Below are 13,624 nucleotides of genomic sequence, written 5' to 3'. Positions count from 1 at the left end.
GCAGGACCATGAGTTGCCATCAGTCCCCATAAAGCATGGATCAACACAGCAATAGCCGCAATGCCAGCGGCGAAATGAAGGACGAGGTGCCAAACAGAGCCCAGGCTGAAAGCACACCCGAAAGCTCGGCAGACAACATCGCCGACGCCTTGGCTCGCCTGCCGCAGCGCAGCCGCGACTTGCTGCAAGTCGCTCAACAAGCCTGGGACCGCCAGCATGGGCTGCTGCTGTTTGCCTACGGATCCTTGATCTGGAAGCCTGGCTTCGTGCCGGCGCAAACCTGGCCGGCGCGGGTGCATGGCTATCACCGGGCCTTGCGCTTGCGCTCGCTGGTCAACCGCGGCAGTGCCGAACAACCAGGCTTGGTGCTCACGCTATTGTCGGGTGGCAGTTGCCAGGGACTGGTCTACCGAGTCCAGCCCTCCGAAAGCGAGGCGCTGCTGAACATCTTATGGGCGCGCGAAATGGTGGTGGGCTCCTACCAGCCGCGCTGGTTGAACTGCCTCACGCCGGATGGGCCTCGCCGCGCACTTGGCTTCACCTTGTCACGGGCCAGCGCCGGCCATGTTGGGGCGCTCAGCGAGGCGGCGCTGCTTCACATCTTCAGGCATGCGAGCGGTCGCTATGGCACGACCTTGGACTACCTGATCCGCACCGTAAAAAGCCTGCACGAGCGCGGCCTGCATGACGCCGATCTTGAGCGGCAATGGCGGCTCGCCGCTCGCCACGGCCTATGCCCACCGCTTGAGTGAGCGCAGCACCGGTACACAGAACTTCAGGTCTTCAGCAAAGCCTGCTGCATGTCCTTCAGATGCGCCAAGTCTTCCACCGTGTCCACGTCGATCAGCACGCCGGGATCATCCACCTCAATTGCCTGCGAGGGGTAGCGCGCCACCACACGACGTGCGCCTTCGTCGCCATGCAGATCAACCAACTCGGAGAATAGTTCGGCACTGAAGCCGACCGGGTGGCCGCGCCGGCCATGGTGCTGGGCATAGGCCACGGTGTGTTGCTCGAGCGCCGCCGCCACCGCCAAGATGCTGGACGGCTGCAGCAGCGGCATGTCGCCGGGCAGGATCAACCAACCGTTTGCATCGCCACTGGCGCCAACACCGGCCGCAATGGAGTAGCCCATGCCCACCGGGGCAGGTCGACCTTGGCTGTCTAACTCAGGCAAGATGACCACGTCACGTGCGGCCACCAAGCCCAGCACCAAGGGTGCCAGTGCCTCGGTAGAAACCACCACCACCCGCAGGCCCGTCTCAATCGCATGGGCCACGGTGGATGCCAATACAGTGTCGGGCAGGCCTCGCTCGCTCTCAAACCCGCTTTCTCCGGGTTCACCCAGCCTTTGTGCCAGCTTGTGACCCTCGCCGAGAAATCGTTGACCTCGGCCCGCCGCCAGCACCAGGACCGCTGGTCGCCGTTTCATCATGCCCTACATCCTTCAAAACTTCCCTCGGTGACGCCCGATCATTGCGCAAGATCCGATGAGACCTTGCTCGGCATTGCAGCCTTCATGCCGGGCTGGCACTTGTGCGCATAGCATGCCGTGCGAACCCTTGCTGCAACAGTGGGGCCTTCACCTAAGGTGAACTACCGCTGAGACAAAACCCTCAGCGCACAGAAAGCGCCATACTCACGTCATGAACAAGCTATCCGACCTTAGAAAAAGTTACGAACAAGGCGAACTCGACGAGAGCCTGGCCGCTGATGAGCCCTTGAGCCAGTTCAAGCAATGGCTTGACCATGCCTTGGCCAGCGCGGTGCCCGAGCCAAATGCGATGACGCTGGCCACAGTTGGCGCCGATCAGCGCCCCTCGACCCGCATCGTGCTGATCAAGGGTTTTGATGCGCGCGGTATTGTGTGGTTCACCAACTACGACAGTCGCAAGGGCCAGGAGCTCCTCGCCAATCCCTTTGCTGCCCTGCAGTTTCATTGGGTCGATTTGGAACGGGTGGTGCGGATCGAAGGCCGCGTCGAGCGGGTCGACCCGAGTGAGTCGGATGCCTATTACCAAACCCGCCCCTTGGACTCGCGCCTGGGAGCTTGGGCTTCGCCGCAGAGCCAGGTGATTGCTTCGCGCGCCGTGCTGGTGGCCAATGCGGCCAAGGCGGCCTTGCAACATGGTCTGAGCCCGGAGCGACCACCGCACTGGGGTGGCTTTCGACTCAAGCCCGAGCGCTGGGAATTCTGGCAAGGCCGCAAGTCGCGCCTGCATGACCGTCTGAGCTACCGCCAACAAGCGGATGGCCAGTGGCTGAAGGAGCGGCTGGCGCCTTGATCGCCGTTTTTTAACCGTTTGATCAGGGCGTTATGCCGGCGGGTTCAGCGGCTGCTGACGCCCTGCGCATCGACCACACGGTAAAACATACCGTAGGCATCATCCGTCAGCACCGCCAAGATGCCTTCGACCACGACGGGCTCTAGGCTGTAGCGCACCGGCTGCTTGGTTCGCACTTCAACCAGCCCTTCCGGGCCCGCCGGCACACAGAATGAACAACTGGTCGGCACCGAAGACAGCAGGAAGTGGCGCTGTTTATCCCCCGGCTCCAGCGGCATCATGAAGCCCTGCACCTTGACCGTTTTCTTGTCCAAGGCCAGCACTTGGCTCGGGAACGTCGGCAGCAGGCGATTCTTGTCGGCCTTGGTCGTGACCGAGGACAACAAGCTCCAGGACAGCACGCCCTCGCGTTCCTGCAGCGGCTTGAAAGGGCTGCGTGGATCATGAAAGCCCGGGCCGCTGCCGATCGCCGGCTGCGCCAAGGCGCTCGAGGACAGCCCCAGGCCCAGGACGGCGCTCAAGAGCAAGGCAGCAAGGTTCAGGGGGCTCTTCATGTGACGCTCTTCATCCAAAGCTCTGTTTTCCAAAATACGGCTTGTGCTTGTACAAGCGGCCATTGTGCCCGCCCAAGAGCATTTGGCTCCATGGCGGCTCGCATAAGCGTCTCTAACGCGGCGCTTGCAGCAACTCACTGACGTCAAGCCGAAACGCCGCAAGTGCAGGCCAGGCCGAGGCCAACAGGCTCAGGCCGAGTGCCGACACGGGCACCAAGGCCTCCCAAGGCGAGAACCAGAGCCCACTGACCCGCAACGAACGCTCGGCCGCCAAGCCACTGCCCAACAAACTGGTCAAGCCATGGCCCAGCAACAGGCCCAAGGCGCTGGCCAACAAGGCCAGGAACAAGGCCTCCAGGCTAACCAAGGCGGCCACACGCCAGGGCGGCGCCCCCAACATGCGAAGCATGGCCAGATCGCCCTGCCGCGCCCGTACCGAGTGCAACAAGGTCACAAACACCGAGCCTGCCGCAGCCAGCAGCAGCATCAGGCCAAAGCCACGCAAGACCTCGGTGCCGACACCCACCATGCGCAGCAGCCGCGCGCTCTCCAAGGCGGGTGCTGCGGCTTGCAAGCCCGGCTGGGCATTGACCCAGCGCGGCAACATCATGGCCCCCAAAGGACTGCGATAGCTGACCAGGGCGAGTGTGATCTCGCGCCCGCTCGGCATAGGCGGCGTAGCCGGCGTAACGCCGCGGCCGTCGCCATGCTCCTCATTGGCTCCTTCATCCCGCCCATGGCCATCAGCCGCTGCAGCAGCGCCATGATGGGCTTCATGCACGGCCCACACCGATGCCAAATCAGTCAGCACCAAACGATCCAGCACGCCGCCGGTGGGCGCCAACACCCCAAGCACCGTATAGGGCTGGCGCTCATGGGCATCGCCCTGCTCGGCCAAACCATGGCTGCCGTTGAATTGCTGCCCCGGCCGCAGGCCGAGCTGCCGGGCCACCTCGGCGCCCAACACCGCTTGCATGGGCGCGTGCCAAACCTCGCCCTCAGCCAGTTTGGCGCGGTACAACTCAAGATAGTCGGGCGTGGTACCCACAATGCGGTAGCCACTCAGGCTATCGCCCAAGGACAGCGGTATCACCCGCGCCACCAAGGCCTGAGCGCGCAGCGTCTGCAAGGTTTCAAAGGGGATATTGCCGGTCGGCACATCCAGATGAAACACGCCCGACAACATGATTTGCATCGGGCTGCCCTTGGCGCCCACCACCAAATCAATACCGGCCAAATCACGCTGCACACCGGCTTCAATCTGCTCACTGACCAAGAGCACAAAGCTGATGGCGGCCAGCCCCAGGCTCAGCAGCAGCAGGTTCAGCGCCGCCGTCAAAGGTTGCGCCCACAGATAGCGCCAGGCCAAACGCGCCAGGCTATTCATGTTTGCACCCCGTGCGAGTTCACAGCCGCTAAACGATGCTCACACCAAGCCGCAGCATTGGGGCTGCGCGCCAGCAAGTCCGCAATGCGCTGATCATGGGTGGCCAGCACCAGGCCGGCGCCATTTTCGGCGGCACTCTGCAGCAGCAGGTCCAGCATCTGCTGCATGCTTTCATCATCCAAATTGGCGCTCGGCTCATCGGCCAGCAAGAGGCTGGGTCGGCGCATCAAGGCGCGCGCCAAAGCCACCCGCTGCGCCTGCCCCAGACTGAGTTGATGCGGGCGGCGCTGCGCCAAGGCCTCGCCCAGATCAAGCCGTCGCAGCAGGTCCCCGGCCCGCACCGGATCGGGGGGCAGGCCCGCGCTGATGAAAGGCAGGGCGAGGTTCTCCAGCACCGTCAAGGAGGGGCTCAAATGCAAACGTTGCGGCACAAAACCCAGATGCGAACCGCGCCACGCATCTCGTTGTCGCGGACTCAGCGCGTGCAGCGCGGTACCCGCGATCGTAAGCTGCCCTTCGGTCGGACTGAGCAAGCCCGCCATCAAAGCCAGCAAACTGGACTTGCCGCTGCCCGATTTGCCGCGCAGCAAAAGAAGCCCGCCGGCAGGCAACTGAAAGTCCTCAAAGCTCAAGGCCGTGCCCTGGGCATAGCGGTAGCGTAGGCCGCGCCACTCCATCAGCATCGCCACCGTCTCAAGCCGCAGCGGTCAAACGCGCAAAGGTGGCCAGAAATTTGTCCACCTTTGCCGCGACCACAAAGGCGCAATAGCCTTGTTCAGGGTTGCGCGCGTAGTACTGCTGGTGATAAGCCTCGGCCGGCCAGTAATTGCGCTCGGGCAGCAACTCGGTCACGACCTGCCCTCGATGGGCCACCTGCGCCTCGGCCAAGACCTGGCGGGCCACCGCCTCTTGCTCGGGCTGGTGAACGTAAATGCCCGAACGGTATTGGGTGCCCACATCGGCGCCTTGTCGGTTCAGGCTGGTCGGATCGTGAATGGCGAAGAACACCTCCAACAATTCACGCAAGCTGACCACATGCGGGTCAAAGTCCAGGCGCACCACCTCCGCATGGCCGGTCTTGCCGCCACACACTTGCTCGTAAGCGGGCTGCACCACATCGCCATTGCAGTAGCCGGATTCGACCCGCAACACCCCTCGGACCCGCTCAAAGACGGCCTCTGTGCACCAGAAGCACCCGCCCCCAAGGGTGATGCGCTCGACTTGCGGGGCTGTTTCTGCTGATGTACTCATGATGGGTGTCGCACCTTATTCATTGGGGCCCGCCTGGGGCGCCGTTCGCGCGGAGCATAGCCGAGCCCCGTTCAATGGCTGCTCAACTTCAACTCGGCATACGGTGTCCAGCCGGCTGCGCCGGCGCTCGACTCGGCGGCAGACGAGCTGCCATTGCCCGCTCCGCCGGGCTGCGACTGCTCGGGCTGCGGCCGCTCAGCTTGAACGCGCGCCAGGTGCGGCGCACCCAGGAACAATCGGTCATTCTTCAAACCCTTGGCAATCAAGGCATCGCGCACCACCACGCCGCGCTCCAAGGCCAGTTGCCGCACCCGCTCCTCTGGAACGGCAAAGCTGTCGAGCAGCAACCGCCGCATCTCGGCGGAGGGGATGTCTTTGGCGAAGCCCAAGACATTGCGCGGCTTGTTCGGCAGCTTGGTGTTTTCGTACAGTGCCTTCAACAGGCGGGCGCTCTCGGCCTCGCTGAACACTGTCAATTCTTTGGACTCCTCTTGAGTCGAGGCAAAGGTGGCGGTCGTTCGCTGTCGCTGCAGTTCGCGCCTGCGCTCGGCCAACAAGGCCTCGTCGAGTAGACGTTGTTGCAAAGCCCCGCGCTCGGCGGCCGCGTCGGCCCAAGGGGTGATGGTCAGGGCCAAGCCGGGCCGTTCGGCCAGCATCTTGGCCACTTTGTCCAAAGCTTCGGGAGCCACTGCCTTGGCCGAGCCAGGAGCGAATTCCAGCCGACTGAGGTCGGCGCTGTCACCACCGGAAAGCAGCGAGAACGGCGAACTGAGGGCCTTGCCGAACAGATTGATGATCACCTTCCAGATCAGGCCACCCAGGCTGAATTGCGGCTCGTTGATCGAGCCGGTGATGGGCAGATCGACATCGATCACCCCATTCCGGTCCTTCAACAGCGCCACCGCAAACAACACCGGCAATTGCGTCGCATCGGGACTGTTCACCTTTTCGCCAAAAGTCAGCTGATTCAGGATGATCTGGTTGTTGGCGGAAAGGGATCCGTTGGGTTCGATCTTGTAACGCACCTTGCTGGAGAACTTGCCGCGCTCGAGCGCGTAGCCAACGTATTTGGCCGCATAGGTGGACAAGGGAGCCAATTCGATATCAGTAGCGGAAGCCGTCAGGTCCAACATCAAAGGCTTGCCGAGTGGATTCACTTGCCCTTGAATGTCAAGCAAACCGGTACCCGCCACCCGCCCCTGCAGACTCAGCGGAGCAAGCTCTGTTTTGCTGGAACTGACGGCACCCAAACTACCCTGCAACTCGGTCAGCCGAGCGCTGTAGTTAGGACGGACGAAGCGATCGGTGAAATCAACCCGCCCCTTTTCGAGCAGGAACTGCCCAATGCTCAAGGCCAAGGGCGGCGCTGCGGTCGACACTGAGCCGGGCTCGGGACCAACCCCAGCCGCCGAAACCGAGGCCGGCGCAGCAGCCTGCGCTGCCTGCACAGCAGGCGCTGACGCCTTGCCCGCAAGCGCCTTGTTGTCCGGCTCCGCCGCACCCAACTCGCGCAAATTGATCTGGCCGGCCTCGTTGATGATGATGCGGGCATAGAAGTCGCTCAGGCTGGCTTCGGCGACCGACAGCTGCGGCACCTGCCCCGGATGAACACCGAGCTTGAAGCCATTCAGCTTCAAGGCCTGCCAATCCAGCAAGTCCTCGCCCAGTTGCTGTTGCCCGCCAACCCGGCGTGCCTGTTGCAATTGCAGCTGGGCCAAGAGCACATCGCCGCTGGCCTGGGCTTGCAGGCCTTCCGGCGCGAGACTCAGGTCGAATTGGCTGCGCAAACCCATTTCGAGACGCTGCAGATGCAGTCCCCAGGCAGGGTCGAGATAGGCATTACCCAGGTGCAGCGGCAGCCGGTCCAGGCGCAAACGCCCATTCACGCCCAAGGGTGCCAGATGAACTTGGCCTTGCCATTGCATGCTCGCCAGCGTCCTGTTGTCGACGGCGGCAGCGGACTTATCAAGGTTCCCTCCCCCCTTAAGCGATCGCAGCTGCAAGGCCCCCATTTTCAAACTCAAGTTCACCGGCATTGCGCCCCGCGCGGCCGGCCAAGCCAATTCACCCAAGCTCAGCCCGATCTGCTCAAGCCTGACGCCCACGGCAGCGTTGATGGCCGCGGCATCCGAGAAATTCACGGCGCCCTGATCCAGCTCCAGTTTCTTCAGGCGCAGTGACCAAGGACGCCCGGCCTGCACTTAACTAGCCGGCTTAGCCGCGTCACTGCGTCCCGCAAGCCTAGTGCGCGCGGGCTCGGCAGGCAGCATAGACAGGTAGCTCCAGCGTCCTTGCAAATCCCGCCAGACGTCCAGCGCCGGGCGCCGCAGGGTCAACTGCCCAGCGTCCAAGCGCTGCGCGCCTAGTTCAATATCAACACGATCGAGGGTCAAAGCGGCCAGGCGCACCATCTCGTCGCGACTGCTCAGTGGCGTCAAGGCAAAGCTCTTCAATTCAAGGTTGCGCAAGCCCAGTTGCAGGCGAGCAGCAGGTTCGGCCGCCAGCGGTTCGGCCAGCGCCACTTGCCCCTCGACTGCCAAATTGCCTTTCAGCCGCGCGGCGACAAAAGGCCGGACATAAGGCTCGAACCACTGCAACTCCAAGCCTTGAGTCCGCCAGGCCATGGCCAGCGATTCTGGGCTCAAGCTCCCTTCTCCGCTCATTTGAGCCGCAGCCTGGGTGGTATTTCCCTGTGGCCGCAGGGCCAAGGACCACTCGATCGGCATGGCCCCCTTCAAGGGCCACGCCACCGCACCGAGCTTGGCACTCAACTCTGACACGCTGAGCGCCAATGGCGCCGCGGTGGAGGCATCCCGCCAGGTCAAACGCCCGTCACTGAGCGTCATGCCTGCGAGAGCGACGCGCCAAGCCTGAGCGTCCGGCGATGCCGTTGGCGCGGGTACCGATGCGCCGCTCGCCCCTGCAGGTTTGCTTGGCGCCGATGATGGTTGGGCTGGGGCACTGTCCCCAAGCTGCCAAATTTGCCCTCGAGCGTCACGCGCCAAAGCCAACTCCGGGCCCGTCCAAGTGATGCCCCCCAGATTGACCAGGCGCCGCAACGGCTGAATATCACGCAAGTCAAGGTGCAGGCCTCGCCAAGCCAGCCAGGGCTCGCCGCGCGGCGTCTGTAGGGCGAAATTCGCCAAGTCGATGGTGCCACTGAGTCCCAGCTGCGGCACTTGACCCTTGGGCTGCTGGAATTGCAGAACCAATTGCGCGTCGACCCGCCCTTGCTTCAATTGCAGCGGCAATGACTTGGGCAAATAACCGATGTAGGGTGCCAACTCAAAACCGTCGAGTTTGAAATCCAGCTTGGCTTCGCGATGCTCGGCAAAAGGCAAACCACTGCCTTTGCCCCCAAACGCCACTCCATTGAGGCGGCCCGACAATTGAGGTTGGACATGCACCTTCACGTCGGCGTCCAGCGTGGAGATAAAGGGAAGTTCCATAGCCAAATCGCTCAGCTGATGCTGACGGCCCAGTGGCTTGTCATTCAGCAAGACCTGACCCTGCTTAAGGCTGATGTTGTAAAGCGCCAGCGAAGGCGGCGGCGACTGCGCATCTCCGGCAGCCTTGGGTGCTGAGAAGCGCGCCAACAAGTCATCGACGTCGTAATGTCCCTCCGCGAGCCGCGTAAGACGGACGACCGGGCGAGTGACAGTTAAAAACTCCAAGACCGGACTGCGAAACCACAGCGAACGCAGGGACAGGGCGGCCTCAATGCGCTGCACTTCAAGCATCGGTTCGGTTTGCCCCGACGCCCCCGCCACCCGCAAGCCACCCAAGGCCACGCCCATTCGCCAAGGCGCAAACTCAAACTCGGTGATCGTCACTTGTCGGCCCAAAGCCTCTGAAGCCAGCCGGGCACCATCACCCTTCACCCAACTAGGCAGCCACAAGAACAGGCCCAACAGGAGCGCCAACAGCAAAACGAGCAGGCCGCCCATTCCGCCCACAACCCAAAACTTCCAAGTCCGAAACTGCGTGCGAGCGTTTGACAGTGTATTTACAGACATAGTTAAGTTCGGCGCGAAGTCAGTCTCTTGAGAGGACATTATCAAACGCGAGCATGGTCGGAGTTTTGACGTTGCCGCACCGAATAACAGCGATGATGGCGCCCGGTCAGACCCGGCTACCGCCTGAAAGAAAGCTCACTTGGATCTCAACTCCCTTCTCTACGCCGTAAAGCCAGTTTTGATGCTGCTGATCCAGCCGCCGGTGCCATTTCTGGGGCTGATGCTGCTGGGTTCCCAACAGTTGCGCGCGCATCCGGCCTTGAGCCGCGGGTTACTGCTGCTGGGATTCGCCGGCAGTTGGCTGAGTTGCAGTGATGCGCTTGGGCAATTGCTGGCGCTGCACGTTGTAGGCACCCCGCCTGCGCTGAGCGCACAACAAATCGAAGCCTTGAAGGCAGAGTCGGATCGGCATCATGCCTTGGCCGTGCTGGTGCTGGGCGGCGGCATTCGGCAGGATGTGCCGGAATATGAAGGTCCCCGCCCGAACTCGACCAGCCAGGAACGTCTGCGTTTCGGGGTCTGGCTGGCCAAACGCCTGAATGCGCCGCTGGGCTATTCTGGCGGCATCGGATGGACGGCCACCCGGCAGCGCAACACGGAATCCGAAGTCGCCTCGGCCATGACGCGCGATGACTATGCCCTGCCGCTCAAGTGGGCGGAAGGAAGCTCGCGTGACACGCGGGAAAACGCTGCGCTGAGCTTGCCGCTACTCAAGCAAGACGGCATCAAAACCGTGGTGCTGGTGACCCACGACATGCATATGCCCAGAGCCATCAGCGCCTTCAATCGGGAAGCCGGCGAGGACATCAGTATCATTGCCGCGCCGGTTGGACTGCGCCGCGACGCAGTGTCCAAATGGAGTGACTGGTGCCCCAGCGCTTCGGGCATGGCGCGCGTCCATTACGCCATGTACGAATTGATCGGCCGTCTCACGGGGCATTGATTGCCCATGGACCGATAGCGTACGTTTTGCCTCGACTCACTTGCCACCAAGGTAGGCCAGTAGAAAAGCCACCCAAAAAAGAGAAACCCCCCGGGGTCGAAAAGACCGCGAGGGGTGGGTGGCTTACGCCACCTTTGGGGCTCTAGGGCGATTTGCCCAAGGGCTCCTGGCGCGCAGAGACTGCGCCAGAGGTTATGCCTTCAAAAGGCAAAACAAATTTAGGCGACGCGACCTGCGCTTACAAGCCCCGTATTAACCCGAAGCTGAGGATGCAAACAGTTCCGCAAAGAGCGCATCGGCCCGACGCTGCACATCCTCCGGCATCGTGATGGTCCGGCCCCATTCTCGAGAGGATTCTCCGGGCCACTTATTGGTCGCGTCCAAGCCCATCTTGCCACCCAGGCCGCTGATCGGCGATGCGAAGTCCAAATAATCGATGGGCGTGCCATCCACCAGCGTGGTGTCGCGGACAGGGTCCATACGCGTCGTGATCGCCCAGACAACTTCCTTCCAATCGCGGATATTGATGTCTTCGTCAACCACGACGATGAACTTGGTATACATGAATTGGCGCAGATAGCTCCACAAACCAAACATCAGGCGCTTGGCGTGGCCCGGATAGGCCTTTTTGATCGAAATAACCGCCATTCGGTAGCTACACCCCTCCGGTGGAAGATAGAAGTCAACGATTTCGGTGAACTGCTTTTGCAAAATCGGCACAAACACCTCGTTCAAAGCCACACCCAAAATGGCTGGCTCATCGGGCGGCTTGCCGGTGTAGGTTGAGTGGTAAATCGGCTCGCTCCGCCGCGTCAAGCGCCTGACCTCGAAGACCGGGAACCAATCCTGCTCGTTGTAATAGCCCGTATGGTCGCCGAATGGCCCCTCCTGCGCGTGCAGATAGCCGCCCTTTTCCTTCAAGGGAACGCCGTCTTCGCTAAAGCCGGTGTAGCCGGCCGCCGCTGTTGGGATGCAGCCCTCCAGCACGATTTCGGCGCTGGCTGGTACCTGCAACATGCGGCCCGCCTCCCCCACGCCACTGTCCACCAACTCCGTTCTTGATCCGCGCAGAAGCCCGGCAAATTGATATTCGGACAAGCTATCGGGCACCGGCGTGACCGCACCCAGGATCGTGGCGGGATCAGCGCCCAATGCCACGGCAATGGGGAAGTCACGACCCGGATTGGCGAGAGCGAAATCACGAAAATCCAAAGCACCACCGCGATGCGCCAACCAGCGCATGATCAGTCGGTTTCGGCCGATCAATTGCTGACGATAGATGCCCAGATTCTGACGCAGCCGTGGATTTGGCACCGATTGCGGGCCGCGCGTGATCACCAAGCCCCAAGTGATCAAAGGGCCAATGTCTCCCGGCCAGCAGGTTTGAATCGGTAAATATTTCAGGTTGACATCCTGGCCCTCCAACACTTCTTGTTGGCAAGGTCCACGCCGCAGCACATTCGGCTTCATGTCCCACAGGGACTTCAGCATGTGCATCAAACGCCCGGCGTCCTTCAAACTTTTTGGCGGCTCGGGTTCCTTCAGGCTGGCGAGCACATGACCGACATCGCGCAGGTCCTGCAGGCTCTTTGCCCCCATGCCTAGGGCAACGCGGCGCGTGGTGCCAAACAAATTGGACAACACAGGCACCGAGTGGCCCTGTGGGTTCTCGAACAACAAGGCTGGGCCTTCGTCACGCAAGACCAGGTCACTCAGAGCCGTCATTTCGAGCACGGGAGAGACGGGTTCGCTCACGCGACGAAGTTCCCCCATGGCTTCCAGACCGTGGATGAATTCACGCAAATCTCGGTACTTCATAACCTGTTGTTATATTGAAATGTGTTTATAAGCTTGACGGGTTATTTTTGCCACCTAAAATCCGCCCATCCTGTTGATTCAGGGTTTACCCGTGCCACTGCCTTGGGAGGGCAATGGCACCCCGCTGCCGATGGACGGCGTTCCGAAGCAAGCCTGACCTTAGGTCGGCGCGAACTTAACGGACCGGCCCATTATCACTGCCGCACCGAAGCCGCCGAGCACCCTTGCCCGACGGCCAAATGCTGCAGAGAAGAAAGGAGTCGCATGACAGCGCGTCGTGATCTTTTATCCCTGGCTCGCAATACCGGAGCCGCTACATCCTTGTTTTTCAAGGACATTGGTCAAGGTTTACTGGTTGTCAGCCACAACACCTTGGCTTTGGTGGGCTTGGCCGTCGTAGCCGTCGTTCTTACCTTTGTCAGTCAAGCCGATCTGCGTCATCGTTTGGAAGGCCATGCCTTGGGCTGGCTGCATGAGCGTGAGGAAGCTCGGGCCCTGGCGCAGGGCAATATCTTGTTCAACAGCAATGACCCGGACGCAATCAGCCGGGCAACTGCCTCAGATCCAAAGGATTTGCCGCGTCAACAGGCCGCCGTCGCGCATTGGCTGGCCAATCGATACAAGGTCGCCCCCGAGCCCATCAGCCGCCTGGTTCAAGAAGCCTGGGCAGTGGGTCAGCGCGCTCAGGTGGAGCCCACCTTGATTCTGGCCATCATGGCCATTGAATCCAGCTTCAACCCATTTGCCCAGAGCAACGTCGGGGCGCAAGGGCTGATGCAGGTGATGACCCGGGTACACAACGACAAGTACGAGGCTTTTGGCGGCAACTTGGCTGCCTTTGACCCTGTGACCAATCTGCGCGTCGGCGTACAGGTGCTGAAAGAGTGCATTCAGCGTGCCGGCAGCGTCGAAGAAGGCTTGCGTTTTTACGTCGGTGCGGCCAATTTGGGCGACGACGCGGGCTATGCCTTGCGCGTGCTGACCATCCATGAACAGATGAAGGCCGTGGTAGCCGGTCGCCCCGCGCCCGCCGCGCCAGTCGTCAAACCCTTGCGCGAAGCCGCTGCGCCCGGCACAGGACTGATGCCCGTCGACATCGAGTCCACCGGCAAGGAAGACCAGCGCGTCGCCCTGGCGCGCTGATGAAGAGTCGCTGGCCCACAACGAGTTGGGCCGGCGCAGACGCTACACTGCAAACTTCGCGCGACTGGCGATGATGGCTGCCCTGATAGAGAGGCAGTCCGAGGTGGTCGACCACCGGGAAGCGCGAACCACTTGGGTCCTATTTCAGCCCCGGGTGGAATCCAGCCGTTCGCCTGGGCAGCCCCGCAGTCCACTTACTAACCACAAGTGGCTTGTCGCCGGGACTC

The 13,624-nt window shown here is 61.9% G+C and carries 12 protein-coding genes and 1 riboswitch; of the genes, 4 read left to right on the top strand and 8 right to left on the bottom strand.

From position 1 onward, the window contains the following. Window positions 1-35: 35 nt before the first annotated feature. Entirely contained in the window at window positions 36-752 is a 717-nt protein-coding gene (locus WG899_RS01260; RefSeq protein ID WP_339593802.1) for a gamma-glutamylcyclotransferase, read from the top strand. Between the two features lie 23 nt (window positions 753-775). Here WG899_RS01260 and WG899_RS01255 read toward each other — a convergent pair whose 3' ends face one another. Next, window positions 776-1,435, bottom strand: coding sequence for a nucleotidyltransferase family protein (locus WG899_RS01255; protein ID WP_339593801.1), 660 nt, complete (start codon window positions 1,433-1,435; stop codon window positions 776-778). Window positions 1,436-1,646: 211 nt separating this feature from the next. Between WG899_RS01255 and pdxH the strand changes: the two genes are divergently transcribed. Next, the gene (gene pdxH, locus WG899_RS01250; RefSeq protein ID WP_339593800.1) at window positions 1,647-2,285 is read left to right on the top strand and encodes a pyridoxamine 5'-phosphate oxidase; all 639 of its coding nucleotides are present in this window, start codon (window positions 1,647-1,649) and stop codon (window positions 2,283-2,285) included. Window positions 2,286-2,329: 44 nt separating this feature from the next. Here pdxH and WG899_RS01245 read toward each other — a convergent pair whose 3' ends face one another. From WG899_RS01245 to WG899_RS01220, 6 genes are all read right to left on the bottom strand, one after another. Continuing rightward, the gene (locus tag WG899_RS01245) at window positions 2,330-2,839 is read right to left on the bottom strand and encodes a DUF3299 domain-containing protein (protein WP_339593799.1); all 510 of its coding nucleotides are present in this window, start codon (window positions 2,837-2,839) and stop codon (window positions 2,330-2,332) included. 112 nt (window positions 2,840-2,951) lie between these two features. Next, window positions 2,952-4,226, bottom strand: a complete 1,275-nt coding sequence (locus WG899_RS01240; protein WP_339593798.1) for an ABC transporter permease — start codon at window positions 4,224-4,226, stop codon at window positions 2,952-2,954. Beyond that, on the bottom strand, window positions 4,223-4,909 hold the full coding sequence (locus tag WG899_RS01235) for an ABC transporter ATP-binding protein (protein ID WP_339593797.1): 687 nt from the start codon (window positions 4,907-4,909) through the stop codon (window positions 4,223-4,225). Before WG899_RS01235 ends, WG899_RS01240 begins: the two co-directional genes overlap by 4 nt. Before the next feature lie 10 nt (window positions 4,910-4,919). Beyond that, the gene (gene msrA / locus WG899_RS01230; protein ID WP_339593796.1) at window positions 4,920-5,477 is read right to left on the bottom strand and encodes a peptide-methionine (S)-S-oxide reductase MsrA; all 558 of its coding nucleotides are present in this window, start codon (window positions 5,475-5,477) and stop codon (window positions 4,920-4,922) included. 71 nt (window positions 5,478-5,548) lie between these two features. After that, on the bottom strand, window positions 5,549-7,618 hold the full coding sequence (locus tag WG899_RS01225; protein ID WP_339593795.1) for a DUF748 domain-containing protein: 2,070 nt from the start codon (window positions 7,616-7,618) through the stop codon (window positions 5,549-5,551). Window positions 7,619-7,678: 60 nt separating this feature from the next. Beyond that, window positions 7,679-9,493: an AsmA family protein gene (locus WG899_RS01220; protein ID WP_444718799.1), complete on the bottom strand. Its 1,815-nt coding sequence runs from the start codon at window positions 9,491-9,493 to the stop codon at window positions 7,679-7,681. 139 nt (window positions 9,494-9,632) lie between these two features. On the opposite strand from WG899_RS01220, the gene WG899_RS01215 reads away from it, so the two are divergent. Further along, complete coding sequence (locus WG899_RS01215; RefSeq protein WP_339593793.1) at window positions 9,633-10,436, top strand: YdcF family protein; 804 nt, start codon at window positions 9,633-9,635, stop codon at window positions 10,434-10,436. Window positions 10,437-10,688: 252 nt separating this feature from the next. Here the strand turns inward: WG899_RS01215 and WG899_RS01210 are convergent, their stop codons facing one another. Continuing rightward, window positions 10,689-12,254 carry a UbiD family decarboxylase gene (locus WG899_RS01210; protein WP_339593792.1) on the bottom strand — a complete coding sequence of 522 codons (1,566 nt, stop codon included), beginning with the start codon at window positions 12,252-12,254 and terminating at the stop codon, window positions 10,689-10,691. Between the two features lie 264 nt (window positions 12,255-12,518). On the opposite strand from WG899_RS01210, the gene WG899_RS01205 reads away from it, so the two are divergent. Beyond that, window positions 12,519-13,397 (top strand): lytic transglycosylase domain-containing protein, encoded by an 879-nt coding sequence (locus WG899_RS01205; protein ID WP_339593791.1) that lies wholly within the window; start codon window positions 12,519-12,521, stop codon window positions 13,395-13,397. 50 nt (window positions 13,398-13,447) lie between these two features. Continuing rightward, a riboswitch (ZMP/ZTP riboswitch) is annotated at window positions 13,448-13,583 on the top strand. Window positions 13,584-13,624 lie beyond the last annotated feature (41 nt).

The organism is Paucibacter hankyongi (assembly GCF_037482915.1).
Lineage (GTDB): Bacteria > Pseudomonadota > Gammaproteobacteria > Burkholderiales > Burkholderiaceae_C > Paucibacter_A > Paucibacter_A hankyongi.
Note: the sequence above shows the minus strand (reverse complement) of the source record. Positions and strands in the feature narration are given on the sequence as shown.

What these genes read in the sequence shown, in the direction of transcription:
- WG899_RS01235 (WP_339593797.1), bottom strand. Translation starts at nt 4,909, where the DNA reads ATGCTGATGGAGTGGCGCGGCCTACGCTACCGCTATGCCCAGGGCACG.
- WG899_RS01205 (WP_339593791.1), top strand. Translation starts at nt 12,519, where the DNA reads ATGACAGCGCGTCGTGATCTTTTATCCCTGGCTCGCAATACCGGAGCC.
- WG899_RS01210 (WP_339593792.1), bottom strand. Translation starts at nt 12,254, where the DNA reads ATGAAGTACCGAGATTTGCGTGAATTCATCCACGGTCTGGAAGCCATG.
- WG899_RS01260 (WP_339593802.1), top strand. Translation starts at nt 36, where the DNA reads ATGGATCAACACAGCAATAGCCGCAATGCCAGCGGCGAAATGAAGGAC.
- msrA (WP_339593796.1), bottom strand. Translation starts at nt 5,477, where the DNA reads ATGAGTACATCAGCAGAAACAGCCCCGCAAGTCGAGCGCATCACCCTT.
- WG899_RS01245 (WP_339593799.1), bottom strand. Translation starts at nt 2,839, where the DNA reads ATGAAGAGCCCCCTGAACCTTGCTGCCTTGCTCTTGAGCGCCGTCCTG.
- pdxH (WP_339593800.1), top strand. Translation starts at nt 1,647, where the DNA reads ATGAACAAGCTATCCGACCTTAGAAAAAGTTACGAACAAGGCGAACTC.
- WG899_RS01220 (WP_444718799.1), bottom strand. Translation starts at nt 9,493, where the DNA reads ATGTCTGTAAATACACTGTCAAACGCTCGCACGCAGTTTCGGACTTGG.
- WG899_RS01255 (WP_339593801.1), bottom strand. Translation starts at nt 1,435, where the DNA reads ATGATGAAACGGCGACCAGCGGTCCTGGTGCTGGCGGCGGGCCGAGGT.
- WG899_RS01240 (WP_339593798.1), bottom strand. Translation starts at nt 4,226, where the DNA reads ATGAATAGCCTGGCGCGTTTGGCCTGGCGCTATCTGTGGGCGCAACCT.